Source organism: Oharaeibacter diazotrophicus (genome assembly GCF_004362745.1).
Taxonomy (GTDB): domain Bacteria; phylum Pseudomonadota; class Alphaproteobacteria; order Rhizobiales; family Pleomorphomonadaceae; genus Oharaeibacter; species Oharaeibacter diazotrophicus.
In genome coordinates, this window is the sequence record NZ_SNXY01000010.1 from 302,628 (window position 1) to 327,415 (window position 24,788).

Sequence of the window (24,788 nt, forward strand, 5' to 3'; positions counted from 1 at the left end):
TCCGGTAGAACCCGGTCGGCCGCGACGGTGTCGCCGAAGCGGGCAGGGCGGGGCGGCGCGGTGCGTCCGCTCCGAACGGCCGGCACGGCCGGCAGGTTGCAAATGGGGAACGGGCCGCGACGGCCCGTCGACCGGGGGCCGGGTGCGCACGAACGGGAGCGGTGCTCGGGCACCGCGGTCTCCCGCCGTCGGGCGCGTCGGCCAATGGGTTGCGCGGCGTGCCGGGTCCATCGGCGCGTCCGGTCGATCAGAAGGGAGCTTTGTCACATGAAGACCATCTCGGGCGCGCTCGCCGCCCTCGGCATCCTGGCCTTCGGCTCCGCGGCCTTCGCCGCCGAGGACGAGGCCTGCAGGACGGTCCGCTTCTCGGACGTCGGCTGGACCGACATCACCGCCACCACCGCCACCGCCTCGGTGATCCTCGAGGGCCTCGGCTACACGCCGGACGTCAAGGTGCTGTCGGTGCCGGTGACCTACGCCTCGATGGAGAACAAGGACATCGACGTCTTCCTCGGCAACTGGATGCCGACGATGGAAGGCGACCTCGGTCCCTATCGCGACAAGGGCACGGTCGAGGTGGTCGGCGTCAACCTCGAGGGCGCCAAGTACACCCTGGCGGTGCCGAAGTACACCTTCGACGCCGGCCTGAAGTCCTTCGCCGACATCGCCAAGTTCAAGGCGGAACTCGACGGCAAGATCTACGGCATCGAGCCGGGCAACGACGGCAACCGCCTGATCCTCGACATGATCTCGGCCGACAAGTTCGGCCTCGGTTCCTTCGAGGTGGTCGAGAGCTCCGAGCAGGGCATGCTCGCCGAGGTCGCCCGCGCCACCCGCGACCAGAAGCCGATCGTCTTCCTCGGCTGGGCGCCGCACCCGATGAACGCCAAGTTCCCGATGGAGTACCTCTCCGGCGGCGACGACGTGTTCGGCCCGAACTTCGGCGGCGCCACCATCTACACCAACGTCCGCAAGGGCTACGCCGCCGACTGCCCGAACGCCGGCAAGTTCATCGCCAACCTCAAGTTCTCCCTCGAGATGGAGAACGTGGTCATGGGCGCGATCCTCGACGACGGCGAGGATCCGAAGGCCGCCGCCGCGACCTGGCTGAAGGCCAACCCGGCGGTGCTCGACGGCTGGCTCGCCGGCGTCACCACCTTCGACGGCGGCGACGCCAAGGCCGCCGTCTCGGCCAAGCTCGGCCTCTGAGGTCCGGCTCGCGAGGGACCGGCCGCCGGCCGGCCCTCGCGATCCCGGCATGACGCGATCCGGTCCGCGCCGCGCGCGGGCCGTCCACCTCCGCGCGCCGCGCCGGCCCCCTCCCGTCGCCCCGGGCCCCTCGATCCATCCGCCGAAGGCAGGGCCATGGATTTCCTGACCGAGTACAAGATCCCCGTCGGACGCTGGATGAAGGCGTTCGTCGACTGGCTGATCGCCGACGCCGGCTGGCTGTTCGACGGCATCCGCGTCGTGCTCGACGCCGTGATCGCCGCGATCCTGGTCGTGCTGCAGGCCCCGCATCCGCTGCTCGCCGTGGCGATCGTCGGCGGCTTCACGTGGTGGCTGCGCCGCTCGGTCGGTCTCACCGTCTTCGTGGTGCTGTCGCTGCTCTTCATCATCAACCAGGGCTACTGGAAGGAGACCACCGAGACGCTCGCGCTCGTCGTCGCCTCCACCGCGGTCTGCATGGCGATCGGCGTGCCGCTCGGCGTCGCCGCGGCGCGCCGGCCCTGGCTGATGACCGCGATGCGGCCGGTGCTCGACCTGATGCAGACGATCCCGACCTTCGTCTACCTGATCCCGGCGCTGATCCTGTTCGGCCTCGGCATGGTGCCGGGCCTGATCGCCACCGTGATCTTCGCGCTGCCGGCCTCGATCCGCCTCACCCACCTCGGCATCGCCTCGACGCCGACGGCGCTGGTCGAGGCGGCCGAGAGCTTCGGTGCGACGCCCTGGCAGCGGCTCTCCAAGGTCGAGATTCCCTGGGCGATGCCCCAGATCCTCGCCGGCTTGACCCAGACCATCATGCTGTCGCTGTCGATGGTGGTGATCGCCGCCCTGGTCGGCGCCAACGGCCTCGGCGTGCCGGTGGTGCGCGCCCTCAACACCGTCAACGTGGCGATGGGCTTCACCGCCGGCCTCGCCATCGTGCTGATCGCCATCGTGCTCGACCGGCTCTGCCGCAGCGACGAAAGGAAGGCCCGATGACCGCCGCCCGTCCCGCCGTCCGCTTCGACAAGGTCGACATCGTCTTCGGCGAGAAGCCGCAGAAGGCCTTCCCGCTGATCGACGCCGGCCGCTCCGTCGCCGAGATCAACGCCGAGACCGGCCAGATCGTCGGTGTCATGGACGCCTCCTTCGAGGTCGCCGAGGGCGAGATCGTCGTGCTGATGGGCCTGTCCGGCTCCGGCAAGTCGACGCTGATCCGCGCCGTCAACGGCCTCAACAAGGTCAGCCGCGGCGGCGTCCACGTCGCCGACGGCGACGGCTCGGTCGACGTCTCCAAATGCGACGCCGGCACGCTGCGCCGGATCCGCCGCTCGCGGGTCGCCATGGTGTTCCAGCAGTTCGGCCTGCTGCCCTGGCGCACGGTGGCCGAGAACGTCGCCTTCGGCCTCGAGCTCTCCGGGGTCGACAAGGCCGAGAGCGACCGCCGCGTCCGGCACAATCTCGAGCTTGTGCACCTCGAGAAGTGGGCGGCCAAGAAGGTCCACGAACTCTCCGGCGGCATGCAGCAGCGCGTCGGCCTCGCCCGCGCCTTCGCGACCCAGGCGCCGATCCTCCTGATGGACGAGCCCTTCTCCGCGCTCGACCCGCTGATCCGCGACAAGCTCCAGGACGAGTTGCTCGAGTTCCAGCGCTCCTTGAAGAAGACCATCCTCTTCGTCAGCCACGACCTCGACGAGGCGATGAAGATCGGCAACCGCATCGTCATCATGGCCGGCGGCCGGGTGATCCAGGTCGGCACCGCCCAGGACATCATGCTGAACCCGGCGACGCCCTATGTCGCCGAGTTCGTCGCCCACATGAACCCGTTGTCGGTGCTGCGCGCCTGCGACCTGATGCGTCCGCTCGCCGGCGCCGACGGCCTCGCCGCCCACGCCGGCGCGATCCGTCTCGGCGAGGCCGCGGCCGAGCCCGGCCGGCCCTGCCTCGCCCCGGCGAGCCTGCCGGTCAAGGCGGTGATGGCGGCGCGCCTGACCTCGGGCCAGCCGATCTTCGTCGAGGACGCCGGCGCCGTCGTCGGCATCATCGACCAGGAGGAGATCCTGAAGGGGATCCTGCGCAAGTAGCGGCGGCGCGGCCGGCCGGCCGCTCGACCATCGTCCTCTCCGACCCGCGGCCCCGTCCGGCCGCGGGCCGCATCGACCACATCCACGACGCCGCGAGTTCCGTCATGCGCGCCCAGCCCACCGCCTCCCACTTCGTCGCCGGCGCCTATCGCGACGACCCCGCCGGCCGCCGCTTCGAGAGCCGCTACCCCGCCACCGGCGAGGTGATCGCCGAGCTGAACGCAGCGACCGAGGCGACCGTCGAGGCCGCGGTCGCGGCGGCGCGCGAGGCGCAGAAGGCCTGGGGCGCGCTGCCGGGCCGCGAGCGCGGACGGGTGCTGCGCCGCGCCGCCGACATCCTGAGGGCGAAGAACCGCGAGATCTCGGTGCTCGAGACCCTCGACACCGGCAAGGCGCTGCAGGAGACGCTGGTCGCCGACGCCGCCTCGGGCGCCGACTGCCTCGAGTATTTCGGCGGCCTCGCCGCCTCGGTCGAGGGCATCACCGCCGACGTCGGCGGCTCCTTCGTCTACACCCGGCGCGAGCCGCTCGGCGTCGTCGCCGCCATCGGCGCGTGGAACTATCCGATCCAGATCGCCTGCTGGAAGGCGGCGCCGGCGCTCGCGGCCGGCAACGCCGTGATCTTCAAGCCGGCCGAGACGACGCCGCTCAGCGCCCTCAAGCTCGCCGAGGCGCTGAAGGAGGCCGGCCTGCCCGACGGCGTCTACAACGTCGTCCAGGGCTTCGCCGAGACCGGCCGCATGCTGGTGCGCCATCCCGGCATCGCCAAGGTGTCGCTGACCGGCGAGACCGGCACCGGCCGCCGGGTGATGGCCGACGCCGCGGAGACGCTGAAGCAGGTGACGCTGGAACTCGGCGGCAAGTCGCCGCTGATCGTGTTCGAGGACGCCGACCTCGACAACGCCGTCGGCGCGGCGATGCTCGCCAACTTCTACTCCACCGGCCAGATCTGTTCCAACGGCACCCGCGTGTTCGTGCAGCGCTCGGTCAAGGACGCGTTCCTCGACAAGCTGGTCGCCCGCACCGAGCGGATCGTGCTCGGCGACCCGCTCGACGAGGCCACCCACCTCGGCCCGCTGGTCAGCCACGAGCACCGCGAGAAGGTGCTGTCCTATCTGGCGATCGGCCGCGAGGAGGGCGCGCGGCTGTTGATCGGCGGCGGCGTGCCGCGGGTGCAGGGCTTCGAGGGCGGCGCCTGGGTCGAGCCGACGGTGTTCGCCGACGTCACCGACGGCATGCGGATCGCGCGCGAGGAGATCTTCGGGCCGGTGATGGCCGTACTCGACTTCGCGGACGAGGCCGAGGTTGTAACGCGCGCCAACGACACGCCCTACGGCCTCGCCGCCGGCGTCTTCACCCGCGACATCGCCCGTGCCCACCGCGTCATCGCCGCCCTCGACGCGGGCACCACCTGGATCAACACCTACAACCTGACCCCGGTCGAGATGCCCTTCGGCGGCGTCAAGCAGTCCGGCCTCGGCCGCGAGAACGGCCGCGCGGCGCTCGATTCCTACACGCGCGTCAAGAGCGTCTACGTGGAAACGGGCGACGTCGCCGCGCCCTACTGATTTTTCGCCGACCCCCGCGAATGTGGCTAGTTCCAGAGCAAAAATTTGGTAATTGTATGCAATCGCGTCGGGATGGCGGCGCGCTTGTCGAAAAAGGGGGTTTTCATGGCGTTTCTGAGGAGGATGGCTGCCGGTGCGCTGGCGCTGGCCGGTCTGGCGCTCGGCGTGGTGACGGCGTCGGCCGGGGCCAAGGATCCGCAGGAGATCATCAACGGCAGCCTCGCCCCGAAGGGCGCCTGGCCGTTCGTGGTCGCGATCGAGTTCGACGACGGCTCGGGCGAGTTCTCGCAGGCCTGCGGCGGCTCGCTGATCAACCGCTACTGGGTGCTGACTGCGGCCCACTGCGTCATCGACGACAACGGCGATTATTCGCAGACGCCGGACTCGACGCTCGTTCTGGTCGGCACGCAGACGCTGTCGTCGGGTGGCCGCGAGGTCGCCGTCCGCAAGATCATCGCGCATCCGCTGTACGATCCCGAGACCAGCGACTACGACATCGCCCTGATCAAGCTGGCGAGCCCGGTCGACAACATCAAGCCGGTCGCCTACATCCAGTCCACCACCGCCGAGGCGACCTACGCCAAGGTCGGCACCAAGGCCTACGTCATGGGCTGGGGCGATACCGACCCGTCCGACCAGGACGCCTATCCGGACAAGATGCGCCAGCTGATCGTGCCGGTTCTGTCGCGGGCACTCTGCAACGGCGCCAACTCGTACAATGGCGACCTCACGGTCCGCATGATGTGCGCCGGCTACATGGGCGGCGGCAAGGACAGCTGCCAGGGCGACAGCGGCGGCCCGCTGATCGTCAAGAACGCCCAGGGCAAGTACGCGCTGCAGGTCGGCGTCGTCTCCTTCGGCATCGGCTGCGCCACCAAGAACTACCCGGGCATCTACTCGCGCCTCGCGCTGCTCGGCGCCTGGGTCACCAACACCCGCGCCCGTAACTGATCCCCTTCCCGCGGCGCCCGATCCGTCGGCGCGCCGCGGGACCGGTCCGTGCCGCGGTCCGGCGGGGGCCCGCACCCCCGAGGGAGCGAGGCCGGTCGTCCCGGCGCCCCAGCGGCGCCGGGATGATAACGCGTCCGAAACGACTTTCGGCTATGCATCTCCCATGCCCGTGGAGATGCGCCCCTCCCAAGCCCTGAAACTCTGGCACGACGTCTCGCTGGCGATCGTCCGGGACGGCGGCGCCGACCTTTCGCCGCGCCAGATCACGATCCTGCTCACGGTCTATCTCGAGGCGCCGCCGCACACCGTCCGCGGCCTCGCCGAGAAGCTGGCGGTGACCAAGCCGGCGATCACCCGGGCCCTGGACACCATGGGCGAACTCGGGCTCCTGTCGCGTCGACGCGACGAGAAGGACCGCCGCAACGTCATCGTGCAGCGCACGGTCGACGGCGCGCTCTATCTCGACAAGCTCGCCGACCTGATCGTCTCCAAGGCCGTGGACCTGCCGCGATGACCCGTTTCGACCGTCGAACCACCCCGGCCCGGCCGGATCTCGCCGCCGCGCGCCTCCGGGGCGTCGTCGAAGCCGAGCGCTACGTCCACCCGGTGCGCCGCCGGCTCGCCGTCCCGCTCGCCGACCTCCGGCCCGAACCGCGGCCGGACCGCTCGATCGACACCCAGGTGCTCTACGGCGAGGCCGTCGACGTCTACGAGGTAACGGACGAGGGCTGGGCCTGGGTCGAACTCCCGCGCGACGGCTACGTCGGCTGGCTCTCCGCCGAGGCGCTCGGGCCGGAAGGCCCGGCGCCGACGCACCGGGTCGCGGTGCCGCGCACGCTGGTCTATCCCGGCCCGGACCTGCGCTTTCCCGTCGCCGCCACGGTGACCATGGGCGCCGCGGTCGCCGTGGTCGACGTGGTCGAGACCCGTGGCCTCGCCTATGCGGTGCTGTCCGACCGCCGCGCGATCGTCGCCGGCCACCTCGTCGCGGTGGACGCGCCGTTCGAGACCGACTTCGTCGCCGTGGCGGCCGCCCATCTCGGCACGCCCTATCTCTGGGGCGGGCGCACCGCGCTCGGGATCGACTGCTCCGGCCTCGTCCAGACCGCGCTCGCCGCCTGCGGCGTTCCCGCCCCGCGCGACAGCGACATGCAGGAGGCCGGCCTCGGCGTCGCCGTCCCGCTCGACGGCGACCTCGCCGCGCTCCGACGCGGCGATCTGGTGTTCTGGAAGGGCCACGTCGGCATCGTCGCCGGGCCTGACCGCCTGCTGCACGCCTCCGGCCACCACATGCTGGTGGTCGACGAGCCGCTCGGCGCGGCCCTCGCGCGCATCGCCGCCAAGGACAGCCCGGTCACGTCGGTGCGCCGGCTCGGCTGACGTCCGGCACGTTCCGTAGTCCAGAGCCCCGACCGGTGGCCGGGGCCCTCGGCGAGCTCGGTGTCAGCCGTGGTCGCCCATGGCGGCGCCGTCGAACTTCAGCTGCTCGGGATGGGCCTGGTAGAGCCACGTCTCCGTGAGCGCCTCGCCCTCGCGCTTCATGTAGAGGCGGATGTCGATCGGCTCGACGCCGGTCGGCTCGATGTCGAACACGGCGCGCCAGCGCTTCGTACCGACCACCGGCAGCACGTAGACGCCCGAGATCTTGCCGGAGGAGGCCGAGACGTCGGCCTCGACGCCCTGGTTCTGGCCGTAGTCGGCGAGCTTGCCGCCCTCGAAGTCGACCACGAACTTGGCGACGCCCTTCGGCCGGAACTGGCCGGGCACGCCGCCAATGCCGACGCGGGTCGAGACCACGCGGCCGGCGGCGGCCGGGTAGGGCTCGTCCTTCAGCCAGTGCAGGCGGTAGTCGACCGCGATGGCGTCGCCGGCCTTCACCGGCTTGGCGGGCACCCAGTAGGCGACGATGTTGTCGTGGATCTCGTCGTTGGTCGGGATCTCGACGAGCTGCACCGCGCCGTCGCCCCAGCCGGCCTTCGGCTCGATCCAGACGCTCGGGCGCTTGTCGTAGAAGACGCCGTCGTCCTGGTAGTTCTCGAAATCGCGGTCGCGCTGGAGCAGGCCGAAGCCCTTGACGTCGTGGTCGACGAAGGTGGAGGTCATCACCCGCGGCGGGTTGTTGAGCGGCCGCCACAGCCGTTCGCCGGCGCCGGTCCAGACCGCGAGGCCGTCGGTGTCGTGGATCTCCGGGCGCCAGTCCGGCGCGGAGCGGGCGTTGAGCTCGTCGTACCAGAACATCGAGGTCAGCGCGGCGAGGCCGAGGCGGGCGATGTCGGCGCGGGCGAAGAAGCGCACCGCCATGTCCATCACGACGCCCTTACTGCCCTCGGCGGTGCCGTGGGCGACGTCCCAGCGCACAGCGCCGGAGATCCGCGGGCCCTCGAGGGCGGCATAGATCACCACGGTGCCGTTGTCGGACGGGGCGAACCAGAAGTCGGTGAAGCGCGGGAACTCCTCCGGCGTCGGCATCGCGACGTCGATCGCCACCGCGCGGGCCGACTGGCCGTACTGGTCGAGTTCGCCCGAGGAGCGGAAATAGGCGGCGCCGAGGAAGGCGAGCCAGTCGCGCTCGACGCCCGGCATCATCACCCGGAAGCCGGCGAAGCCAATGTCGTCGGGCAGGGCGCGGGCCGGATTGTCCTTCGGAATCTCGAAATAGTCGGCCGAGTAGGTCACCGGGCGGGCGTTCTCGCCGTCGACCAGGTAGATGCCGACGGGCTGCTTGAAGAACTTGCCGAGGTGGAAGAAGCGGATCGGCGCCTTGCCGCCGCCGACCTGCAGCGTGTGGTCCGGCTTGAAGCGGATCTTCCAGTGCTGGTCGTAGTCGATCTTCTCGAGGACGTCGCCGGCGCGCACCACGCCGGGATCGTAGGGCTTTGCCGCCCGCGCCTTGGCCTCGGCGATCAGCCGGTCGAAGGAGAACGGCTTCGGCGCGCCGAGCGTGGCACCGCCCGCCGCCTCGGCGGATCCGCCGAGCACCGGGGCGAGGCCGAGGGCGGAGAGCGCGGCGAGGAGGTCGCGGCGGGACAGGGACGAGGTCATCGATGGCGGATCCAGCTTGGAAGAGGGCGGGTCTACCCGCCGTGGAGAGGGTGTAGGAATTCCGCGAATGCGCGTCAATTCCCGCCGGAACGAGCAACCCGGACCGTGGTCCGGACGTTTTCCGTCGCCGGGTCCGGTCGGCCCGCGCCATCCGCCGCCACGGCCGCGAGGGGGACGCGATTGCCACGCTGGCTCTGGACATTGACGCAGGTCGCCAACCAGCTATGGGTGCGGGCGTCGCTGATCGGCGCGCTCGGCGTCGCCGCGGCGCTCCTGGCGACGGTGGCCGATCGCTTCGTTCCCTTCGACGTACCGGGCAGGATCGGGTCGGACGCGGTGGACGACCTCCTGGCGATCCTCGCCTCCAGCATGCTGTCGGTCACGACCTTCTCGCTCAGCGTCACGACCGCCGCCTTCGGGGCGGCCACCAGCAACGTCACGCCACGGGCGACCCGCCTGCTGATGGAGGACCGGGTCACCCAGAACGTCCTGTCGACCTTCGTCGGTTCGTTCCTCTTCAGCATCGTCGGGCTCGTGGTGCTCAAGACCGGAGCCTACGGCCCCCACGGCCGGATGCTGCTGTTCGTGGTCACCATCGCTGTGATCGCCCTGATCGTGATCACGTTGCTGCGTTGGATCGATCATCTCACCCGGCTCGGCCGGGTCGGCGAGACGACGCGGCAGGTCGAAGCGGCCACCCGCCACGCCCTGCTGTCGCGCCGCCGCTCGCCCCATCTCGGCGGACGCCCGCCCGACGATCCGGACCACCCTTCGTCGCCGTCGGGCGACGCCGTGACGGCGCACGAGATCGGCTACGTCCAGCACGTCGACGTCGGCGCGCTCCAGGCGCTGGCGGAGGAGGCGGACGGCGCGGTCCAGGTCGCGGTCCTGCCGGGGACCTTCGTCTATCCCGACACGGTGCTCGCCCTGGACCTGCCCGGCGGTGGCGGTGATCCGGACCGGCGCGCCGCACGCGCGGCGGCGATCCGCGGCGCCTTCGTGATCGCCGAGGAGCGCAGCTTCGACCAGGACCCGCGCTTCGGGCTCTCCGTCCTCAGCGAGATCGCCTCGCGGGCCCTGTCGCCCGCCGTCAACGATCCGGGAACGGCGATCGACGTCGTCGGGCGGGGCGTGCGCCTGCTCGCGCTCTGGGCGGAGCCGCCGGATCCCGCCGTACGGGCCGACCCGCCCTATCCGCGCGTCCGCGTTCCGGCGCTCGCGGTCGAGGACCTCTTCGGGGACGTGTTTGCGCCGCTGGCGCGCGACGGGGCGGGGATCGTGGAGGTGCAGATGCGGTTGCAGAAAGGGCTGCTCGCGCTCGCCCGCATCGGCTCGCCCGCGTTTCGGGCCGCGGCGGCGGGTCTGTCCGAACACGCGCTCGCCCAGGCCGAGGCCGCCCTGCCGACCGCCTTCGACCGGGCCCGTCTGCGCGAGGCGGTTGCCGCGGCACGCCGGGTCTGACGGCTCGACGACTCGCTCGGTTTCGGCCCATATACGGCGATGACCGACGAAACGAAACCCGAACACCGCCTGTTCGACCGGCTGTCCGGAACGGTGGAGCGCGTCACCTTCCACAACGAGGACAACGGCTTCGCCGTGCTGAGGGTCAAGGTGACCGGGCGGCGCGAGCCGGTGGCGGTGGTCGGGCACGTGCCCTCGGTGAGCGCCGGCGAGCGGATCGACGCCGAGGGCGCCTGGACCACCGACCGCACCCACGGCCTGCAGTTCAAGGCCGAGACCATCGCCACCCGCGAGCCGACCGGCCGCGACGCCATCGCCCGCTTCCTCGGCTCCGGCCTGATCGCCGGCGTCGGTCCCGCCATGGCCGAGCGCATCGTCCAGACCCTCGGCGCCGACGCGCTGGAGGTGATCGACAAGGAACCGATGCGGCTGATGAAGGTGCCGGGCGTAGGCCGCCAGCTGGCGGCGAAGATCGCGGAGAGCTACCGCGAGCGCAAGGCGGTCAAGGACGTCATGATCGCCTTCCAGGAGAAGGGCGTCGGCACCGCGCGCGCGGTCAGGATCTGGCGACACTTCGGACCGGAGGCGGTGTCGGTGGTCGAGGGCGATCCCTACCGAATCGCCCGCGAGGTCCGCGGCATCGGTTTCGAGGGCGCCGACGAGATCGCGGGCAAGTTCGGCATCGCCCGCACCGCGCCGGAGCGCCTGCGCGCCGGAGTGACCTACGCCCTCGAGGACGCCGCCGACGGCGGCCACACCGTGGTGCCGCGCGGGGAGATCGCCGAGCGCGCCGCCCGCCTGCTCGGCGTCGACGCCGACGCGGTGGTCGACGCCATCGCCGAGGCGGTCCGCCACGGCGACGTCGAGGAGGTCGACGTCGACGGCACGTCCTGCCTTTCCGCCCGCCGGCTCGCCAAGCTCGAGAAGTCGGTGGCGATCCGCCTGAAGGCGCTCGCCGCGGGACGGCCGCCGTGGGGCAAGGTCGACGTCGACGCCGCCATCGCCCGCTTCGAGGCGTCGACGAGGAAGACGCTGTCGCCCTCGCAGCGCGAGGCGCTGGCGCTGGTCGCCGGCGCCAAGGTCTCGGTGATCACCGGCGGCCCCGGCGTCGGCAAGACCACGCTGCTCGAGGCGCTGCTCGCCACCGTCGCGGGCTCGCGGATCTCGGTGGCGCTCGCCGCCCCGACCGGGCGCGCCGCCCGCCGCATGGCCGAACAGGCCGGCCGCGAGGCGAAGACGCTGCACCGCCTGCTCGAGGTCGATCCGGCCACGGGCTATTTCCGCCGCGGCACCGACGAGCAGCTCGAGGTCGACCTCGTGGTCGTCGACGAGGCCTCGATGGTCGACGTGCCGCTGATGGCGGCGCTGACCGAGGCGATCGGCCCGAACGCGGCGCTGATCCTGATCGGCGACGTCGACCAGCTGCCCTCGGTCGGCCCCGGCCAGGTGCTCGCCGACGTGATCGGCTCGGGCCTGGTGCCGGTCGCGCGGCTGACCGAGATCTTCCGGCAGGCCGAGGAGAGCCGGATCGTCGTCAACGCTCACCGCATCAACCGCGGCGAACGGCCGGAGCCGCCGGCCCCGGGCGAGACCTCCGACTTCTACGTCGTCGACGCCTCCGGCCCGGAGGACGCCCTCGCCAAGGTGATCGAGATCGTCGGCACGCGGATTCCGCGCCGCTTCGGGCTCGACCCGATGCGCGACGTCCAGGTGATCACGCCGATGCAGAAGGGCCTCGTCGGCGCCCGCAACCTCAACGACCGGCTGGCCGAGCTGCTCAATCCGAACCCGGTCGACCGCGTCGAGCGCTTTGGCGCTCTCTACGCCGCTGGCGACAAGGTGATGCAGGTCGAGAACGACTACGACCGCGACGTCTTCAACGGCGACCTCGGCGTGCTCAAGCGGATCCGCGAGCGCGACGACGAGGTCGTCGTCTCCTTCGACGGCCGCGACGTCTCCTACGGCCTGCAGGACCTCGAGGCGCTGCAGCGCGCCTACGCCGTCACCATCCACAAGAGCCAGGGCTCGGAGTATCCGGCCGTGGTGGTGCCGCTGGTGCGCGACCACGCCGTGATGCTCGCCCGCAACCTGCTCTACACCGCGGCGACACGCGGCAAGAAGCTGGTCGTGCTGGTCGCCGAACCGTGGGCGCTCGACGCGGCGGTCGCCGACCACCGCGTCCGCCGGCGCTGGACCCGGCTCAGGGAGCTGCTGGCGACGCCGTGACCGCGGCGATCCCGTCGGCGCCCGCGCCGACCCCGTCGAGCCAGGCCTCGAGGGCGTGGATGCCGGGCAGGCAGAGGTCGGCGTGGGCGGAGAGGCCCTCGGCGGTGCCGGTGCCGGTGAGGACGCCGATCACCGCGCCGGCGCCGGCGGCGCGGCCCATCTCGATGTCGTGGAGGTTGTCGCCGACCACCACCGTCTCGGCCGGGGCGACGCCGACGGCGCGGCAGAAGCCCTCGACCATGCCGCCGCCGGGCTTGACGCCGTGGCCGCTGTCGTAGCCGGCGACGAAGTCGAGGTCGGCTGCGAAACCGAGATGAGCCGCGAGCGCGCGGATCGCGCCCTCGCTGTCGGACGAGGCGATGCCGACCGAGAGCCCACGCGCCTTCAGCCGGGCGAACAGGGCGGCGACGTCGGTCACCGGCACCGCGGCGCCGGCGTTGCCGGTGTAGAGGGCGTCGAGGGCGCGGGTGAGTTCGCCGTGCTCGATCGGGCTGCCGGCGGCCACCCAGGCCGCGGCGATCTCCAGCGTGTTGGCGGCGGCGAGCAGGCTGTCCGCTTCGGTCAGCAGCGTGTCCGGGTCGAGCCCGCCGACCCGCATCAGCCGGGCGGCGAGGTCGGGATCGTCGGCCGCCGCCATGTGGGCGGCACGCCGGTTGACCGGGCCCCAGGTCTTCTGGAAATCGATCAGCGTGCCGTCCTTGTCGAACAGCACCGCGCGGAACGGGCCCCGCGGCCCGGTGGTCGTCGTCCCGTCCATGTCGCCCCCTCGGCGGTTCTCTCTCACTTCGGCCGCGCCATCGCGAAGGTCTCGGCCACCACCGCGTAGTCGGTGTAGCCGAGGCGCGACAGATGGCGGAGCCGGCCGGCGTCCACCAGCCCCTCGACCAGGATCGCCTCGTCGATTTCGATACCGACGACCTCGCCGAGCACCAGGAACGAGTCGGCCGGTTCGCCGGCGTGGTCGCGCAGTTCGACGGTCTGGAGGTGCAGGCACTCCAGCACCGCCGGGGCGTCGGCGACGCGCGGCACGTCGATGCCGCGGCAGGGCCGCGCGGCGAGGCCGGCGAGCACGAACTCGTCGACCTCGCGGCCGACCACGGCCGAGGTCGCGTTCATCGCCCGTGCCAGCGCTTCGCCGACCACGTTGAGCGCGAAGTGGCCGGTCTCGGCGACGTTGCGCAGCGTGTCCTTGTGGCCGGAGCTGGCGAAGCCGACGATGTGCGGGCGGGTCGAGAAGGCGTTGAAGAAGGAATAGGGGGCGAGGTTGGGCACGCCGTCGGCGGAGACGGTCGAGATCCAGCCGATCGGCCGCGGCGCCACCAGCGCCAGGAACGGATCGTGCGGCAGGCCGTGCCGGCCGGTGCGCGGGTCGTAGTACATCAGTCCGCGGTCCACTCGGTGACGATGTCGGCGAGCGCCGGCCGCGGACGGTCCTGCGGCGGGATGGTCGGCGTGCCCACGTGGATCAGGCCGGCGATGCGCTCGCCCGGCTTCACGCCGAGGATGGCGGCGGCCTCCGCGTCGTAGGCGACCCACTCGGTCAGCCAGCAGGCGGCGAAGCCCATGGCGTGGGCGGCGATCTCGAGGTTCATCGCCGCGGCGCCGGCCGAGAGCTGCTGCTCCCAGATCGGGATCTTGACGTGCTCGGCGGCGCGGCTGATCAGCGCCACCACCAGCGGCGCGCGGGCGAGCCGGGCGCGCTCCTCGGCGAGCCGGGCCTCGGAGACGGCGGGGTCGCGCGCCTTCAGGAGGGCGGCGAGCCGCTCGCCGGCGGCGGTGCGGGCCGGCCCGCGGAAGATCACGAAGCGCCAGGGCGCGAGCTTGCCATGGTCGGGCACGCGCGAGGCGATGGTGAGCAGGGTCTCGAGCTGGGCCTCGTTCGGGCCGGGCTCGGCGAGGAACTGGGCCGGGATCGACCGGCGGGTGCGGAGGAGGTCGAGGGCGTCGGGCATGGCGGGGGGAGACTCGCGCTGGTCGGTCGAACGGGGCGTCGGCCGTTGATAGCCGGTCCGGTGCGCCGCCGGAAGCGGCCGTGACGGCGGCCGGGGACGAGGGGGAGGGGGACGAGGGCGAGACCGGGCTTGAATTCGCCACGAACTTCGCACACCACATCGGGAGCATCTTCCCTTCGTCGACGAACGGTCGGCGCCGCCCCCGTGCAATCGGAGACGTCTCCCGGTCCATGTCGCGTCGCCCCGTGATCCGCCTCGCCGCCCTGTTCCTCGCCGCCCTCGTCGGGCTGCCGGCGCTCGCACAGGACTTCCCCGGCACCGGCCCGATCCCCCCGCTCGACATTCCCGGCGCCGGCTTCGGGCCGGGCGGCCCGCCGCGGGCGCTCGAGGTGCCCGGCCTGACGCCGCCGCCGTTGCCGTTCGGCGAGCCCGCCGCCGCCCTGCCGCCGACGGTGGACGGACTGCCCGGCTCGGTCTCGACCTACGCCGCCCCGGACGCGCTGCCCGACGCCATGCGCGACCTCTCGCCCGACATCGCGCCGGTGCTGACGCCGGAACTGGTGCTGACCGCCCGGCTCACCGAGGACGGCCCGCCGCTGCGCGGCGGCATGGTCTGGCGCGTCTTCGGCGAGGCGCCCGGCGCCGACGGTCACCTGCCGCTGGTGGCACAGGCCAACGGCGGCAAGGCCACGGTGAAGTTGAAGCCGGGCACCTATCTGGTCCACGGCGGTTTCGGCTACGCCGGCCGCACCGACCGCGTCGAGGTCCGCGGCGGCATCCGGGAGGTGTCGCTGGTGCTGAACGCCGGCGGCCTCGCGCTCGACGCCAAGGCGGTCGAGGACCTGCCGCTGCGCACCGAGAGCCTGCGCTTCGACGTCTACGCCATGGAGAGCGACGAGCGCGGCGAGCGCAAGGCGGTGGCGACCGACGTCCGGGCCGGCGAGGTGCTGCGGCTGGCCGCCGACACCTACTACGTCGTCAGCCGCTACGGCACGGTCAACGCCCAGACCCACGCCGACGTCGAGGTCAAGGCGGGCAAGCTCACCGAGGTGACGCTCTACCAGCGCGCCGGCGAGGTGACGCTGAAGCTCGTCGGAGCGCCGGGCGGCGAGGCGATCGCCGACACCAAGTGGTCGGTGCTGACGCCCGGCGGCGACATCGTCACCGAGGGCGTCGGCGCGTTCCCGTCGTTCATCCTGGCGGCGGGCGGCTACACCGTGATCGCCAAGCACGACGATCAGGTGTTCCAGCGCGAGTTCGACGTCGAATCCGGGCGTGACGCCGAGGTCGAGGTGCTCGCGCGCGATCCCGTTGCCGCCCGCGCGGGCAAATGATGAAAATCCGGTTCGCCGCGGGCGCCTTTTTCCGCGCCGCGTCCCTAGGAACCGATCACGCTTTCGTGTAAACTCCGTTTAAATCGGTTGAAGGCCCAGTGTCGCGGGGCCGCCGCCGACGGTTCGGAGTGCCGCGAGCATGGCCTTTTCGTCCCGTGACCTGGTGCGTCGCCTTCGTGTCGGACTGACGGCCCTCGCCGTCGCGGTCGTCGCCCTCGCGCCGCTGGCGCCCGCGACCGCCGAAGCGGGCCAACGCCGCTCCGGCGCCTATTCCGACGCCCAGCTGATCGACGGCTTCCGCCGCACCGTGTTCGGCGTCGAGTACGGCAGCAGCCGCTACGGCGCGATCGTCAAGAAATACGCCGGCCCGGTCTCCTTCCGCATCGTCAACAAGGCCTCGATCGACCGCACCAAGGCGATCACGAGCTTCGTGCGCTCGCTGCCCGGCCTCGTCCGCGGCCTCGAGACCCGCGTGGTCGGGGAGGGCGCCCGCGCCGACTTCACCGTCGTGGTGGTCGACCGCGAGGCCTACGTCGAGACGGTCAGGGCCGACGTGCTCGGCAGCCACGCCGGCGCGGCGCCGGGCAGTTGCATCGCCAAGGTCGACGTCGGCCGGAGCGGCATCACCAGTTCGGTGGCCGTCGTGGTCTCCGACGAGGGCGAGGCGATGTTCCGCCGCTGCATGACCGAGGAGATCCTGCAGGGCCTCGGTCCGATGAACGACGATTCCTCGCTGATGGCGAGCGTCTTCAACGACCGCACCACCCACGCCAAGTTCATGCCCTTCGACCGGGCGATCCTGTCGATGCTCTACGATCCCCGGATCCGGCACGGCATGAGCAAGTCCGAGGCCACGGCGATCCTGCCGGAGGTCCTCGCCGACGTCCGCCGCCGGATCCGCTGAGCGAACCGGCCCGCGGCGGCGGCGGGCAGGTCGCGCGGAGCGGCCTCGACACCATCGACCACGAGAAAGGCGGCGCCCCCCGGGGGGGGGCGCCGCCTTTCTCGTTTGCCGTTCGGGATGAGCCCCGTGTCAGGCGACGCCGCCGGAGAGCATCGCGAAGCGGCGCGGTTCCGCCTTCTCGGCGGGCGCCGCGGCGGGGCCGTAGAGGCCGCGGCGGTCGGCGACCGGCTTGAACGCCTCGGTGAGGCCGACCACGGTCTCGGCGGCGCCGAGCATCAGGTAGCCGTCGGGCGGCATCGTCTTGGCGATGCGGTTGAGGATGTCGCTCTTGGTCGGCTGGTCGAAGTAGATCAGCACGTTGCGGCAGAACACCACGTCGAACTGGCCGAGGGCGGCGAAGCTCTCGAGCAGGTTGAACTTCTTCCACTGCACCATCGAACGCAGCTCGTGCGAGATGGTCCAGGTGTCGCCGTTCTGCGTGAAATACTTCAGGAGATGCTGGATCGGCAGGCCGCGCTGCACCTCGAACTGGCTGTAGACACCGGCCTTGGCGCGTTCCAGCACCTCGTTGGAGATGTCGGTGCCGACGATCTCGATCCGCCAGCCGGCGAGCCGGGCGCCGAACTCCTTCAGGCACATGGCGATCGAGTAGGGCTCCTGGCCGGTCGAGGCGGCGGCGCACCAGATCCGGATCTGGCGGCGCGATGCGCGCTTTTCGAGGAGGTCCGGCAGGATCGTCTGGACGAGGTGGTCGAACGGCACCTTGTCGCGGAAGAAGAACGACTCGTTGGTCGTCATCGCCTCGACCACCGCCTCGCCGAGGACGCCGTCGCGGGCGTCGCGCAACTTGGAGACCAGTGCGCCGATCGACTGCAGGCCGTTCTTGCGCGCCACCGGCAGCAGCCGGCTCTCGATCAGGTACTGCTTCTCGTTGGAGAGGACGAGGCCCGAGCGGGTCTTCAGGAACTGGCGGAGGAAATCGTACTCGACCGGGGTCATGGACGGCCTCCGAGCAGGATGCGGGAGACCTTGCGGCCGATCTCGGGCAGGGGCAGCACGTCGGAGCACATGCCGGTGTGGGCGGCGGCGCCGGGCATGCCCCAGACCACGCTGCTCTCCTCGTCCTGGGCGATGACGCTGCCGCCGAGCTTGCCGATCTCGCGGATGCCCTCGGCACCGTCGGCGCCCATGCCGGTCAGCACCAGCGCGAGCGTGGCGTTGCCGTAGATCTCGGCGACGGTGTGGAACAGCGGATCGACGGCGGGCTTGCAGAAGTTGACCGGCGGCCCGTCGGTGAGACGGATGGCGACGTCGGCGCCGTTCTTGGCGAGCACCATGTGGCGCCCGCCGGGCGCGACGTAGATGCGGCCGGGCTGCAACACCTCGCCGTCCTTGCCCTCGGCGGCCGGGCGTCCGGCCGCCTTGGCGATGTGCTCGGCGAGGATGGCGGTGAAGGTCGGCGGCATGTGCTGGGTGACGACCACCGGCACCTGGCCCATCGACGAGCCGATCTCGCCGAACAGGGCGTTGAGCGCCTGCGGGCCGCCGGTGGACGAGCCGATCGCCAGGATGCGCGGGCGCACGCTCGAATAGCCGCGCACGGTGAAGCTGCCGGTGCGGGCGCCGGCGCGCGGCATCACGGCGCCGGCGGGGGCGGCGCGCGGGGCGATCGCGCCCGGCGGGGTCGGGTGGTGGGCCGGGGCGACGACGCCGGAGCGGCCCTGCGAACGCGCACGGGCCCTGAGGCCGAGGTTCAGCACCTTCTCGACGAGCTCGCGGCGGAACTCGGGGGAGGTGGTGACGCCAGAGTTGCTCTCGGGCTTGGGCACGTAGTCGGCGGCGCCGAGCGACAGCGCCTTCAGCGAGATCTCGGCGTTGCGGCGCGTCAGCGTCGAGGCGACGACGACGACGAGGTCCTTCTTCCGCTCGAGCAGCAGCGGCAGCGCGGTCAGCCCGTCCATGTCGGGCATCTCGATGTCGAGGATGACGACGTCGGGATTGGAGCGCTGGACGTCCTCGACCGCGAGGCGGCCATTGCGGTGGCTGGCGACGACGGCGAGCTGGGGATCCTCGTCGACCCAGCGGCCGACGAGGCCGCGGATCACCACGCTGTCGTCGACCACCATGACGCGGATCGGGTTGGTCACGGCTCCGGCCGTGGTCGGTGGGCGTGCGATGGCCGACACTGTGGGCGTCTCCCGGAAATCTGTCGTTCTGATTGGGACTGCGAGGCGGCGGGGGCCGGTCAGATCAGACCGACCTCCTGGAACTTCGCCTCGACGATCTCGCGGTCGAACGGCTTCATGATGTACTCGTTGGCGCCCGCCCTGAGGGCGCGGGCGATGTGGCCGACGTCGTTCTCGGTGGTGCAGAACACCACCTTCGGCGACTGGCCGCCGTCGAGCTTGCGCAGCTGCGCCAGGAACTCCAGGCCGTCCATCACGGGCATGTTCCAGTCCAGCAGCACGGCGTCGGGCATGTGCTGCTTGCACTGCTCGAGCGCCTGCTGGCCGTCCTCGGCCTCCGTGATGGTGAAGGACAGGTCTTCCAGGATGCGGCGGGCGACCTTCCGGATGACGCTCGAGTCATCCACAACCAGACAATGCTTCATCGAACACTCCATGGATCCGCCCCCCGGATCGCGAATTCCGTCAGGCGGCGAGCTGGTCGAGCATGCGGCCGAGCACGCGCTCGACGTCGAGGATGACCATGAGCTGCCCGGACAGGCGGTGGACGCCGCCGGAGATCTCCGCCCAGCGGCGGTCCAGGTTGGCCGGGTTGGCCTCCCGGCTCGCGGTCGGCAGGGTCAGGACCTCGCCGACCTCGTCGATGATCAGGCCGTAGCTCTCGCCGCGGTACTCGATGCCCACCGCCATGATGGTGGAGGCACCCTCGCGGGCCGAGAGGCCGAGGCGGCGGCGCATGTCGATGGCGGTGACGATGCGGCCGCGCAGGTTGAGGACGCCGGCGATCTCCGGCGCCGACAGCGGCACGCGGGTCATGCTCTCGGGCACGAAGACGTCGTGGACCTTGGAGATCGGCAGGCCGAACAGCTGGCCGCCGATCACCACCGTGACGTACTGGGTGGTGTCCGAGTGGGTGTCGTTGGCCGCTTCGCCGTGGTTGAATTCGGTGCTCATGCCGCCAGTCCCATCTCGCTGGTGGTGATTTCCTTGAGGGTGGCGATCAGGCCCGGTCGGTCGAACTTGGCGACGTAGTCGTCGAAGCCCGACTGGCGGCCGCGCTCGATCGAGGCCGGCGTGCAGACCGCCGACAGCGCGATGATCGGCGTCGCCCGGAAGCGGGCGTCGCGGCGCAGCATCTCGGCGAACTCGAAGCCGTTCACGACCGGCATCTCGATGTCGGAGACGATGACGTCGTAGCGCTCGCCGTCGCCGAGGCGCTTCATGGCCTCGGTGGCCGAGGCGCAGGTGGTGACGTCGAAGCCGGCCGCCTTCAGCACCGGGCCGAGCATGTTGCGGAAGAACGGGCTGTCGTCGATGAACAGCAGCGTCCGCGTCAGCGCCGCCGAGGAGATCTCCTTGCGGGTGAACCAGTCCTCGAAGGCGAGCGGCAGGAAGTGGCCGATGTCGATGACCTCGGTCGCCTTGCCCTTGATGACGCCGGAGCCGAGGATGCCGGGCACCTCGGAGCCGACCTGGATGTCGAGACGCTCCTCGACGATGTCGACGATCTCGTCGACCACGAGGCCCATCGAGCGGCCGGCGTCGGAGAACACCAGCATCGGCTGGGTGCCCTCGGTGCGGCGGCGGACGTTCTCGTTGAGGTAGACCAGCGGCATCAGCGTGCCGCGGTACTGCACGAGGTCGCGGCCGTTGGAGCGCTCGATCTTCTCGATCTCGAACTCCTCGAGGCGGGTGACCAGCGACAGCGGCACCGCCTTCGGCTCGGGCGAGCCGGCGTGGAACAGCAGCATCGACACCTTGTTCTGATCCTCGCTCGGGCGGACCTTGGCGTCGTCGTGGCGGTCGGTGGCGTCGGCGGTGGCGGTGCCGATCGCCGAGGCGACGCCGTTCGGGTCGATGATCATGATCACCGAGCCGTCGCCGAGGATGGTGTTGCCCGAGAACATGGTGATGTGCCGGAGCATCTTGCTCATCGGCTTGACCACGATCTCCTCGGTGTGGAACACGCCGTCGACCACGACGCCGAAGGTGACGTTGCCGACCTGCATGACGACGATGAAGCCGTCGTCCTCGCTCTTGGCCTCGGGGCCGTCGGTGATGCCAAGCAGGCGGGCGAGCGGCACCAGCGGCAGCAGCTTGTTGCGCAGGCGCAGCACCGGCGTGTCGTTGATGCGCTCGATGCGGTGCTCGGAGTTGGTCTGCACCCGGACGAGTTCGACGACCGAGAGCTGCGGGATGGCGTAGCGGTCGCCGGAGCACTCGACGATCAGCGTCGAGACGATCGCCAGCGTCAGCGGGATCTTGATGGTGAAGGTGGTGCCCTTGCCGATCACCGACTTCAGGTCGATCGTGCCGCCGATCAGCTCGATGTTGGTGCGCACCACGTCCATGCCGACGCCGCGGCCGGACACCGAGGTCACCTTGGCGGCGGTCGAGAAGCCCGGCGCGAAGATGTACTTGAAGACCTGACTCTCCGACATCTTCTCGAGCTCGGCCTCGCTGGCGAGCCCGTTCTCCACGATCTTGGCCTTGATACGGTCGATGTTGAGACCGCGGCCGTCGTCGGCGATGTCGATGATGATGTGGCCGCCCTCGTGGTAGGCGGACAGCTTGATGATGCCCTTCTCGGTCTTGCCGGCGCGCTTGCGCTCGTCCGGACGCTCGAGGCCGTGGTCCGCGGAGTTGCGGACCATGTGGGTCAGCGGATCCTTGATCAGCTCGAGCACCTGGCGGTCGAGTTCGGTCTCGGCGCCGTTCATCTCGAGCTCGATCTGCTTGCCGAGCTCCTGGGCGAGGTCGCGGACGATGCGCGGCAGCTTCTGCCAGGCGTTGCCGATCGGCTGCATGCGCGTCTTCATGACGCCCTCCTGCAGCTCGGCCGTCACGTTGGAGAGGCGCTGCAGGGGAACCTTGAACTCGCTGTCCTCGTGGCGGCGGACGATCTCGAGCAGCTGGTTGCGGGTCAGCACCAGCTCGGACACCATGGTCATAAGGTGCTCGAGCGTCTCGACGTTGACGCGGATCGACTGGCTGGTGACCGAGCCCTTGCCCTCGCCCTTGGCGCCGTCGTCGTGGTCCTTGTCCTCGGCGACGACCTTCTCGGCCTTCTCCGGCTTCGGGGCCTGACGGGTCATGCGCGCCTCGATCTCGGCGGCGACCTTGGCGAAGTCGATGCCGGCCTGCTGGGCGGCCTCGGCGGCGGGCTCCTCGGCCACGGCGGCGGCGACGGGGGGCGCCTCGACCTCGGTCTCGCGGAAGGCGCGCTCGAGTTCGTCGAGGGAGACCTCGCCGGGGCGCAACTCGCGCTCGAGGATCTGCGGCACCAGCGTGCCGACCGCGACCTCGGGCTTCTTCTCGGCGGCCTTCTTGGCCTCGGCCTTGGCGGCGTCGCCGGCGAGCGACATCCGCTCGAGCTGGGAGATCAGGTCCGAGTCGACGCCCTTCGGCTCCTCGCCCTCCTGCGCCTCGAGTTCGGCCAGGATGCCCTTGATGCGGTCGATGGTCTGCAGGATCAGGCTGACCGCCTCGGGCGTGACCGGCGCGCCCTCGCGGAACTTGCCCATCAGCGTCTCGGCCGCGTGCGCCAGCGCCTCGAGGCGCGGCAGGCCGAGGAATCCGCAGGTGCCCTTGATGGTGTGGACGAGGCGGAAGATGTTGTCGAGGATCCGAGCGTTGTTCGGTTCCTGCTCGAACTTGACCAGTTCGACGTCGACGACGTCGAGCGACTCGTTCGTCTCCGTCAGAAATTCCCGAAGCAGATCGTCCATGGTCACCCCCGCAGGACACGGCCCGCATCCGAGCCGCACCTCCCGTTTCGGGACGCGAAGGTGACGGCCGTCTCTGATCGGGGATTTTCGGGGTAGATCCGTTAAGATTGCTTGAAGTGAAGCGTTCCGAAACGAGGCAATCGCGCGATCGCGAACTAATCAACTCTACGGATGCGGTTTTTCCGGTTCAGGCCGCGGGCGCCGCCTGGAACACGACGGTGTCGTCGGTCTTCTCCACGGTCAGCACGAAGCCGACGTCGCGGGCGAGGGCGCCGGTGTAGTAGGGCTGTATCGCGTGGGCGTCGACGTGGCCGCCGTCCTCGAGCTTGCCGGCGAGCAGGTCGATCGCGCGCGGCGGGATGCGCGCCGACGGGCCGGTCGCCTCGATGCGCAGCGTCGGCGTCGGCAGCTCGCCTTCGGCGGTGACGACGACGCGGCCGCCGCGCGGGATCGCGTGCAGCGAGACCAGCAAGAGGTTCAGCAGCAGCTTGACCTGGTTCTTCGGCAGTAGCCGGCGGGTCGCCTGCCACGACAATTCGGCCTTCTCGCTCTCCATGTAGCGCTTGGCGACCGTCTCGGCGTCGCCGAGGTCGACCTCGGCACCGGCGGAGCCGGCGGCGCCGAAGGCGAGCCGGGCGAACTGCAGCTTGGCCGAGGCGGTGCGCGCGCTCTTGCGGATGAGGTCGAAGGCGAAGGCCTTCATCTCCTCGCCGTCCTCCTCGTCGAGGACCTCGAGGCCGTTGGTGATCGCGCCGACCGGCGAGATGATGTCGTGGCAGACCCGCGAGCACAGCAGCGCGGCGAAGTCGAGGGCTTCGATCCTGGTCGGCTCGGACATGGCGGCGGGTTCCCCGGAAGACACGGCGCGGCAACGGGCCGAATCGGGCGATCCGACCCTTCCGCCCGCCTGGATACAGGCGCGCGCCGGTCCTGCCAACCCGAGCCCCGTCCGCCGCCTCAGGGCGCCAGCATGGCGCGCACCGCCGGCCACTTGGCGTCGGCGGCGGCGACCAGCGCGTCGGCGTCGGCGAGGAAGGCTGTCCGGTCGGCGACCGAGTTGAACAGGTAGAGCCGCTGGCGGTGGATCGCGAAGATCGTCGGGTCGCCCTCCTGCGGCACCGCCCGTGCCACGCCGACGACGCCGTGGCCGCCGTAGGCGGGGGCGTAGACCGCCGGCGCGTCGGAGAAGGCGGCGGCGTTGCCGCGGTTGACGAAGATCCAGTAGGCGCCGTCCCACTCGACCTCGATCTCGGGGTCGCCGCGCACCGGCATGCCGTCGAGGAAATAGGCGACCGGGTCGTAGCCGCCGATGGCGACGCCGGTGAAGGGGTCGGAGACGACGTATTCGCCGATGGCCGCGGCCGGCCGGGCCGTCGCCAACACCGCCGCCGCGGCGCCGAGGAGCAGCTCGCGACGTGCAAGTCGCCGTTGTGTCGCCGGATTCGCCATGTTCATGTTCCGGGACGCCGAATCGAACCGGCGCCGCGCCGATCTTGCCCGCGGGCGGGTGACGGGCGGGTTAACCGGGGACGGGGGTCCGGAGGAAGTCCACGCATGCACGCGTCCGTGTCACGCCGCTTCGCGACCTGCGCCATGGTCGCCGCCGCCGTCGCCGCAGCGGTTCCCGCGGCGGCCCAGCAGCCCGACGCCAGCTTCTCCTCGGCCGAGCTGGTAAACGCCGGCAACAAGTTCTTCGGCGAGATCTCGAGCGGCCTCGCCGCCGTGGTCGAGAAGGCGGTGTCGAGCTACGGCCAGCCCAACGGCTACATCCTCGGCCAGGAGGGCGGCGGCGCCATCTTCGGCGGCCTGCGCTACGGCGAGGGCATGCTCTACACCCGCAACGCCGGCAGCTACAAGGTGTACTGGCAGGGCCCTTCGCTCGGCCTCGACATCGGTGCCGACGGCGCCCGCACCATGATGCTGGTCTACGGCCTGCCGAGCGTCGACGCGCTCTACACCCGCTTCGGCGGCGTCGACGGATCGGCCTACGTGGTCGGCGGCTTCGGCATCACCGCGCTCGCCGCCGGCGGCATTCGGGTGGTGCCGGTGCGCTCCGGCGTCGGCGCCCGCCTCGGCGTCAACGTCGGCTACCTCAAGTTCACGCCGGAAGCGACCTGGAACCCGTTCTGACGGCGTCCGGCGG

General features: G+C 71.1%; 23 protein-coding genes. 12 read left to right on the top strand and 11 right to left on the bottom strand.

Annotation, left to right across the window (positions count from 1 at the left end):
- Positions 1-267 precede the first annotated feature (267 nt).
- From EDD54_RS19060 to EDD54_RS19090, 7 genes are all read left to right on the top strand, one after another.
- Positions 268-1,209, top strand: coding sequence for a choline ABC transporter substrate-binding protein (locus tag EDD54_RS19060; protein ID WP_126539112.1), 942 nt, complete (start codon positions 268-270; stop codon positions 1,207-1,209).
- 156 nt (positions 1,210-1,365) lie between these two features.
- Positions 1,366-2,208, top strand: coding sequence for a choline ABC transporter permease subunit (gene choW, locus EDD54_RS19065; protein ID WP_126539110.1), 843 nt, complete (start codon positions 1,366-1,368; stop codon positions 2,206-2,208).
- Positions 2,205-3,293, top strand: a complete 1,089-nt coding sequence (gene choV, locus EDD54_RS19070; RefSeq protein ID WP_126539108.1) for a choline ABC transporter ATP-binding protein — start codon at positions 2,205-2,207, stop codon at positions 3,291-3,293. Before choW ends, choV begins: the two co-directional genes overlap by 4 nt.
- A gap of 104 nt (positions 3,294-3,397) precedes the next feature.
- Positions 3,398-4,861, top strand: coding sequence for a betaine-aldehyde dehydrogenase (betB, locus tag EDD54_RS19075; protein WP_126539106.1), 1,464 nt, complete (start codon positions 3,398-3,400; stop codon positions 4,859-4,861).
- A 105-nt stretch (positions 4,862-4,966) separates the two neighbouring features.
- Positions 4,967-5,812 (top strand): serine protease, encoded by an 846-nt coding sequence (locus EDD54_RS19080; protein WP_165644540.1) that lies wholly within the window; start codon positions 4,967-4,969, stop codon positions 5,810-5,812.
- Positions 5,813-5,975: 163 nt separating this feature from the next.
- Positions 5,976-6,326, top strand: coding sequence for a MarR family transcriptional regulator (locus tag EDD54_RS19085; RefSeq protein ID WP_126539102.1), 351 nt, complete (start codon positions 5,976-5,978; stop codon positions 6,324-6,326).
- A complete protein-coding gene (locus EDD54_RS19090) occupies positions 6,323-7,192 on the top strand; it encodes a C40 family peptidase (protein WP_126539100.1) in 870 nt (289 codons plus the stop codon). The genes EDD54_RS19085 and EDD54_RS19090 overlap by 4 nt, the downstream gene beginning before the upstream one ends.
- 63 nt (positions 7,193-7,255) lie before the next feature.
- Here EDD54_RS19090 and EDD54_RS19095 read toward each other — a convergent pair whose 3' ends face one another.
- Positions 7,256-8,854 (bottom strand): OpgD/OpgG family glucan biosynthesis protein, encoded by a 1,599-nt coding sequence (locus EDD54_RS19095; RefSeq protein ID WP_126539098.1) that lies wholly within the window; start codon positions 8,852-8,854, stop codon positions 7,256-7,258.
- Between the two features lie 180 nt (positions 8,855-9,034).
- Between EDD54_RS19095 and EDD54_RS19100 the strand changes: the two genes are divergently transcribed.
- Both EDD54_RS19100 and recD2 read left to right on the top strand, forming a co-directional pair.
- On the top strand, positions 9,035-10,315 hold the full coding sequence (locus tag EDD54_RS19100) for a DUF2254 domain-containing protein (RefSeq protein WP_207620391.1): 1,281 nt from the start codon (positions 9,035-9,037) through the stop codon (positions 10,313-10,315).
- A gap of 39 nt (positions 10,316-10,354) precedes the next feature.
- Entirely contained in the window at positions 10,355-12,541 is a 2,187-nt protein-coding gene (recD2, locus tag EDD54_RS19105) for an SF1B family DNA helicase RecD2 (protein ID WP_126539096.1), read from the top strand.
- Here recD2 and EDD54_RS19110 read toward each other — a convergent pair.
- From EDD54_RS19110 to EDD54_RS19120, 3 genes are read right to left on the bottom strand one after another with little or no spacing between them, the layout of a single operon-like run.
- Complete coding sequence (locus tag EDD54_RS19110) at positions 12,516-13,298, bottom strand: HAD family hydrolase (protein WP_126539095.1); 783 nt, start codon at positions 13,296-13,298, stop codon at positions 12,516-12,518. The genes recD2 and EDD54_RS19110 overlap by 26 nt on opposite strands.
- A 23-nt stretch (positions 13,299-13,321) precedes the next feature.
- Positions 13,322-13,921: a flavin reductase family protein gene (locus EDD54_RS19115; RefSeq protein ID WP_126539093.1), complete on the bottom strand. Its 600-nt coding sequence runs from the start codon at positions 13,919-13,921 to the stop codon at positions 13,322-13,324.
- Positions 13,921-14,493, bottom strand: coding sequence for a nitroreductase family protein (locus tag EDD54_RS19120; RefSeq protein WP_126539091.1), 573 nt, complete (start codon positions 14,491-14,493; stop codon positions 13,921-13,923). The genes EDD54_RS19115 and EDD54_RS19120 overlap by 1 nt, the downstream gene beginning before the upstream one ends.
- 230 nt (positions 14,494-14,723) lie before the next feature.
- On the opposite strand from EDD54_RS19120, the gene EDD54_RS19125 reads away from it, so the two are divergent.
- Positions 14,724-15,827 carry a hypothetical protein gene (locus EDD54_RS19125; RefSeq protein WP_126539089.1) on the top strand — a complete coding sequence of 368 codons (1,104 nt, stop codon included), beginning with the start codon at positions 14,724-14,726 and terminating at the stop codon, positions 15,825-15,827.
- A 139-nt stretch (positions 15,828-15,966) separates the two neighbouring features.
- Positions 15,967-16,731, top strand: coding sequence for a DUF2927 domain-containing protein (locus tag EDD54_RS19130; RefSeq protein WP_126539087.1), 765 nt, complete (start codon positions 15,967-15,969; stop codon positions 16,729-16,731).
- Positions 16,732-16,860: 129 nt separating this feature from the next.
- Here EDD54_RS19130 and EDD54_RS19135 read toward each other — a convergent pair whose 3' ends face one another.
- The 7 genes from EDD54_RS19135 to EDD54_RS19165 form a co-directional block, all read right to left on the bottom strand.
- A complete protein-coding gene (locus EDD54_RS19135) occupies positions 16,861-17,730 on the bottom strand; it encodes a CheR family methyltransferase (protein ID WP_126539085.1) in 870 nt (289 codons plus the stop codon).
- The gene (locus EDD54_RS19140) at positions 17,727-18,878 is read right to left on the bottom strand and encodes a protein-glutamate methylesterase/protein-glutamine glutaminase (RefSeq protein WP_281010205.1); all 1,152 of its coding nucleotides are present in this window, start codon (positions 18,876-18,878) and stop codon (positions 17,727-17,729) included. The genes EDD54_RS19135 and EDD54_RS19140 overlap by 4 nt, the downstream gene beginning before the upstream one ends.
- Positions 18,879-18,976: 98 nt before the next feature.
- Positions 18,977-19,342 (bottom strand): response regulator, encoded by a 366-nt coding sequence (locus EDD54_RS19145; protein ID WP_126539083.1) that lies wholly within the window; start codon positions 19,340-19,342, stop codon positions 18,977-18,979.
- A gap of 40 nt (positions 19,343-19,382) precedes the next feature.
- Positions 19,383-19,871, bottom strand: coding sequence for a chemotaxis protein CheW (locus tag EDD54_RS19150; RefSeq protein WP_126539081.1), 489 nt, complete (start codon positions 19,869-19,871; stop codon positions 19,383-19,385).
- Positions 19,868-22,645 (bottom strand): hybrid sensor histidine kinase/response regulator, encoded by a 2,778-nt coding sequence (locus tag EDD54_RS19155; protein WP_126539079.1) that lies wholly within the window; start codon positions 22,643-22,645, stop codon positions 19,868-19,870. Before EDD54_RS19155 ends, EDD54_RS19150 begins: the two co-directional genes overlap by 4 nt.
- Positions 22,646-22,832: 187 nt before the next feature.
- Positions 22,833-23,483, bottom strand: a complete 651-nt coding sequence (gene chpT, locus EDD54_RS19160; RefSeq protein ID WP_126539077.1) for a histidine phosphotransferase ChpT — start codon at positions 23,481-23,483, stop codon at positions 22,833-22,835.
- A 119-nt stretch (positions 23,484-23,602) separates the two neighbouring features.
- The gene (locus tag EDD54_RS19165; protein ID WP_126539075.1) at positions 23,603-24,094 is read right to left on the bottom strand and encodes a YHS domain-containing (seleno)protein; all 492 of its coding nucleotides are present in this window, start codon (positions 24,092-24,094) and stop codon (positions 23,603-23,605) included.
- A gap of 105 nt (positions 24,095-24,199) precedes the next feature.
- Between EDD54_RS19165 and EDD54_RS19170 the strand changes: the two genes are divergently transcribed.
- On the top strand, positions 24,200-24,775 hold the full coding sequence (locus tag EDD54_RS19170; protein ID WP_126539073.1) for a DUF1134 domain-containing protein: 576 nt from the start codon (positions 24,200-24,202) through the stop codon (positions 24,773-24,775).
- Positions 24,776-24,788 lie beyond the last annotated feature (13 nt).

Bases quoted from the DNA above. Each gene is read 5' to 3' on its own strand.
- EDD54_RS19060 (WP_126539112.1), top strand. From the start codon at position 268: ATGAAGACCATCTCGGGCGCGCTCGCCGCCCTCGGCATCCTGGCCTTC.
- choW (WP_126539110.1), top strand. From the start codon at position 1,366: ATGGATTTCCTGACCGAGTACAAGATCCCCGTCGGACGCTGGATGAAG.
- choV (WP_126539108.1), top strand. From the start codon at position 2,205: ATGACCGCCGCCCGTCCCGCCGTCCGCTTCGACAAGGTCGACATCGTC.
- betB (WP_126539106.1), top strand. From the start codon at position 3,398: ATGCGCGCCCAGCCCACCGCCTCCCACTTCGTCGCCGGCGCCTATCGC.
- EDD54_RS19080 (WP_165644540.1), top strand. From the start codon at position 4,967: ATGGCGTTTCTGAGGAGGATGGCTGCCGGTGCGCTGGCGCTGGCCGGT.
- EDD54_RS19085 (WP_126539102.1), top strand. From the start codon at position 5,976: ATGCCCGTGGAGATGCGCCCCTCCCAAGCCCTGAAACTCTGGCACGAC.
- EDD54_RS19090 (WP_126539100.1), top strand. From the start codon at position 6,323: ATGACCCGTTTCGACCGTCGAACCACCCCGGCCCGGCCGGATCTCGCC.
- EDD54_RS19095 (WP_126539098.1), bottom strand. From the start codon at position 8,854: ATGACCTCGTCCCTGTCCCGCCGCGACCTCCTCGCCGCGCTCTCCGCC.
- recD2 (WP_126539096.1), top strand. From the start codon at position 10,355: ATGACCGACGAAACGAAACCCGAACACCGCCTGTTCGACCGGCTGTCC.
- EDD54_RS19110 (WP_126539095.1), bottom strand. From the start codon at position 13,298: ATGGACGGGACGACGACCACCGGGCCGCGGGGCCCGTTCCGCGCGGTG.
- EDD54_RS19115 (WP_126539093.1), bottom strand. From the start codon at position 13,921: ATGTACTACGACCCGCGCACCGGCCGGCACGGCCTGCCGCACGATCCG.
- EDD54_RS19120 (WP_126539091.1), bottom strand. From the start codon at position 14,493: ATGCCCGACGCCCTCGACCTCCTCCGCACCCGCCGGTCGATCCCGGCC.
- EDD54_RS19125 (WP_126539089.1), top strand. From the start codon at position 14,724: ATGTCGCGTCGCCCCGTGATCCGCCTCGCCGCCCTGTTCCTCGCCGCC.
- EDD54_RS19130 (WP_126539087.1), top strand. From the start codon at position 15,967: ATGGCCTTTTCGTCCCGTGACCTGGTGCGTCGCCTTCGTGTCGGACTG.
- EDD54_RS19135 (WP_126539085.1), bottom strand. From the start codon at position 17,730: ATGACCCCGGTCGAGTACGATTTCCTCCGCCAGTTCCTGAAGACCCGC.
- EDD54_RS19145 (WP_126539083.1), bottom strand. From the start codon at position 19,342: ATGAAGCATTGTCTGGTTGTGGATGACTCGAGCGTCATCCGGAAGGTC.
- EDD54_RS19150 (WP_126539081.1), bottom strand. From the start codon at position 19,871: ATGAGCACCGAATTCAACCACGGCGAAGCGGCCAACGACACCCACTCG.
- EDD54_RS19155 (WP_126539079.1), bottom strand. From the start codon at position 22,645: ATGGACGATCTGCTTCGGGAATTTCTGACGGAGACGAACGAGTCGCTC.
- chpT (WP_126539077.1), bottom strand. From the start codon at position 23,483: ATGTCCGAGCCGACCAGGATCGAAGCCCTCGACTTCGCCGCGCTGCTG.
- EDD54_RS19165 (WP_126539075.1), bottom strand. From the start codon at position 24,094: ATGGCGAATCCGGCGACACAACGGCGACTTGCACGTCGCGAGCTGCTC.
- EDD54_RS19170 (WP_126539073.1), top strand. From the start codon at position 24,200: ATGCACGCGTCCGTGTCACGCCGCTTCGCGACCTGCGCCATGGTCGCC.